Below are 3,323 nucleotides of genomic sequence, written 5' to 3'. Positions count from 1 at the left end.
CAGAAGGTCCGTCGCGCTCAGATTCTGCTGAAGGCGGACGCGGACGGTCCAGCTTGGACGGACCAACACATTGCCGAGGCGTTCGGGTGTCGGCGACAGACCGTGGAGAAGATTCGTCAGCGTTTTGTGGAACGGGGTTTTGAGGAGACGCTGGAAGGGAAGAGCCGGTCGGGGCCACCAGGGAACAAGATTCTGGATGGGGAGGTGGAAGCGAAAATCATTGCCACCCGTTTGGGGCCGCCGGGTTCACGGCGATGGCTGAACTCGAAGTTGCGCACCAGAGAGCGAGGACAAAGCTCGCAACTATTGCAGACGAAAAGGCCTTCACGGCGATCACCTCCACTCAATTCGGGCCGTCTTCGCTTTCACATCGACAAACACCGAGGCGTGGGGAAATTCACGACGGAAGGTCCAACCGGACCGCTGGGCATCTCCCAGGGGCGGACCAAGGGGTCGCTCCAGCTCGGGATACACATCCAGCGTTCCGTGGCGATCCGTGTATCCCCACGAGTAGCAGAAGAAGGAACCCGGTCGGGCCGCTACCAGGAAACAAGCCAGGGGAAAAGTGATGTTGCGCCGTGCCAGCTCCAGCAGCTCCTCATGCGGCCGTTTCATCATCGCGCTATCCAGCCAGGTGAAACCCGGCCAGCCCTTGAGCACGACAAACTTTCCTTTCTCGGCCGCTATGGCCATGGTTTCCATGTCGGCCAGGATATCTTCAGGACTGGCGGAGTTGAACGCGGCGAAGTGTTCGATCATCACCCCGTCGATCCCTTCCCAATCGAGAATCTCACGGAAATCGGTGCCCCGTGTGCCGTTGGCCAGCACGATCTTGTCATCTCCGATCTTGCGCTTGGTCAGGGCGACCATCTCACGGAGTCCGGCGACGACCGCGTCGGCTTTTTCCTGGCCTACGACGCGGGCGAAGGAAGGAACGAGCGCCTGCGGCAATGCATCGACGAACACACCGTCGAGCGGTGCCCGCTTGAGCTCCTCGGCGACCACGTTCGACCACCACTCGCGGAATGCCGGCTGGGAGGGATCGGGCCGAGAAACACGGTCTGTCTTGTAAACGATATTCCCTTCCCGGTCGCGGAGGGTCCATTCATCGCGATATGTCTTGAAGGCTGCGTATCCCGGCCAGTTGATGAACGCATTGAAATAGAAAAGAACCTTCAACTTCGGATTGCGTTGTTTCAATCGCCGGGCGGTCTCTGCGATGCCCGCCTCGGTGCTGCCATAAACGGCGGCCCCGTGACCTTTTTCCAGCGTGATCAGTTGGGCGTGCGATGCGAGGAAGTCCAGTTCCGCTTCGGTCAGATCGGATGTCCGCTTGCCGAAGTGGATGCATACGGGCACACGATCCCACGAAAAACCTGTCAGCGCCACGGGATCTGCACCCAGACAAATGCCTGCCCCGCCTGCCAGCGCGACGAGGACGGCTGCGAAGAATAGCCGCTTCATTGTGTCCTCCCCAGGTGATTGTTTGGCCCGTGCGGGTGCTGCCGTGCTTCGTTAAACCGGCAACAGCCGCACAATGTGTGATTATTTTGCACGGGAAGATGTCCGTAATCAAGCGGCTAAAGTTTTTCGTTTGACAAGCCGAATACATGACCTATTTTTCATTACAGAGGCGGCCTTTGAGAGTGAGCGAAAAGACGCTGGACTCGATGGGCCGCTGAGAGGACGGCCGAAGGGTCGTCGCCGGACAGGGTTGGCAACTCGGTGGGTGGTCCCCGAGAACCCTGTCGCCAACGGCCTGTCGCCTCATCCTCGATAAAGGCAAACCGGTCGCAAGGCCGGGGCGCAAAGCTACGGGCCGGGTGGTTGCATCCGGTCGCCGGGCTGCCGAAGGGATGATGCGGTCTGAAGGCTGACCTTCAGGCTCCTGCCTGCCGACAACCGGGACGTGCCGGGGACGGCGAGGCGCGTCTGCCGAGACGGTGGACGGGCATCGCAGCCTACGGGGAAGAGGCATCGGTTTTGGGTGTTGTCGGGATGCAGACGGTACGGGACAGGCCGGCGTCACGGGAGCGTGGCGTGTACCGTCGATCCCCCTTTTCCTGGATCAGTCTTGAAAGAGGATCAAGGCTGATCACATGTCCCGCTTGTCTTGGAGGAACTGTATGAAGTCGCTTGCTCAGAAGTTGCACCGTTTCCTCGTCTCGGAAGATGGTCCGACCGCTGTGGAGTACGCGGTGATGCTGGCCCTGATCGTGATCGTCTGTCTCACGGCGATCTCGTCTCTGGGCACCGCCGCGCGTGACACCTTCCAGAACGTCACCGACTCCATCCAAAGCACCGCCGGCAGTTGATGTCTGCTGACATGACCGGTGGGCTCTGGTCCGCACAGTCGGACCACAGAGCGGGATGACATCGCCCCTCGGGGCCAAAATTGCTCCGAGGGGTATTTTTTTGACCTACACTTTTTCATAGAGGGATCAACCACATAGGTCGTGTGTTCACCCCAGAGTATCGAGCTTTGAGTGATGTCATCCCCAGTCAAGGAGACCTGACCATGGATCCGACCATTCCTCCGGAACTGGCGAGCGAGGCCTTTTCGCTGTTGGTCCTGTGGCTGACGCTTCTGGCGGCCGTCCTCCAATACCTGCTGACGGTTCGAATGTGATGACCAGGCGGGCAGACAACCGGCCGGTGGAAGATTCGACGTGGACGCCCACGGGGACTGTACGGATCCCCTGATGTGCGACTCAAGCGATGCCTGCCGAAACGCGAACACCTCGAGGATGTTCGGAAGACGCATCACGTCGCAAAAAACGGAGAAATGAGGACACCATCAAGAGCACCGTACGGCATTTTTGACGGAGTGTGATCAAATGCTGGAACGCGTACTTCAAACATCAGACCAGCCCTGGACAGTTTGGGGAATCTGTTGGTTCGTCAGCGTGGTCTTAGTTTGGGCTGCCTGGATCGACGGGACGAAACTCAAGGTGCCGAACTGGCTCACATTTCCCCTGATTATCAGCGGCTGGGTGGTGAGCGGCTTGTGGTTCGGCTGGCCCGGTGTGTGGTCGAGTCTCTTGGGCACCGCAGTGGGCTTAGCGCTGCTGTTGCCGGCCTACGCCATCGGAGGAATGGGCGCCGGCGATGTGAAACTGCTGGCAGGAGTGGGGGCCTGGATTGGCATGACACACACCCTCTGGGCGTTTGTGATTACCGTCATTGTGGGGGCGGTGATTGCGGTCGCCATGGTGGTTGCGCGGGGAGCTGCCTGGAAACATACCCGCCAGTTTTTTGCGATTCTTTACGAAATTCTCTTGGTTCGGCAGCCCGAGGAGCTGGCCGAACTGGCGGCCGAACGA

3 protein-coding genes, 1 pseudogene and 1 riboswitch are annotated in these 3,323 nt (G+C 59.6%); of the genes and pseudogenes, 3 read left to right on the top strand and 1 reads right to left on the bottom strand.

Annotated features, from left to right (window positions below):
* A pseudogene (locus H5U08_RS19900) lies at positions 1–201 on the top strand (helix-turn-helix domain-containing protein); the annotation flags it as partial.
* A 132-nt stretch (positions 202–333) separates the two neighbouring features.
* Here H5U08_RS19900 and H5U08_RS13440 read toward each other — a convergent pair.
* Positions 334–1,464 carry a putative glycoside hydrolase gene (locus tag H5U08_RS13440; protein ID WP_297034007.1) on the bottom strand — a complete coding sequence of 377 codons (1,131 nt, stop codon included), beginning with the start codon at positions 1,462–1,464 and terminating at the stop codon, positions 334–336.
* 307 nt (positions 1,465–1,771) lie between these two features.
* A riboswitch (cyclic di-GMP riboswitch) is annotated at positions 1,772–1,853 on the top strand.
* Positions 1,854–2,126: 273 nt separating this feature from the next.
* Here H5U08_RS13440 and H5U08_RS13435 point away from each other — a divergent pair.
* Together H5U08_RS13435 and H5U08_RS13430 are read left to right on the top strand one after the other, a co-directional pair.
* Positions 2,127–2,315: a Flp family type IVb pilin gene (locus H5U08_RS13435; protein ID WP_297034004.1), complete on the top strand. Its 189-nt coding sequence runs from the start codon at positions 2,127–2,129 to the stop codon at positions 2,313–2,315.
* A gap of 522 nt (positions 2,316–2,837) precedes the next feature.
* Positions 2,838–3,323, top strand: a 486-nt coding sequence (locus tag H5U08_RS13430) for an A24 family peptidase (RefSeq protein WP_297034000.1), incomplete at its 3' end; no start/stop codon positions are given.

The sequence above is a fragment of the Thermogutta sp. genome (assembly GCF_014359955.1).
In the GTDB taxonomy this organism is placed as follows: domain Bacteria; phylum Planctomycetota; class Planctomycetia; order Pirellulales; family Thermoguttaceae; genus Thermogutta.
Note: the sequence above shows the minus strand (reverse complement) of the source record. Positions and strands in the feature narration are given on the sequence as shown.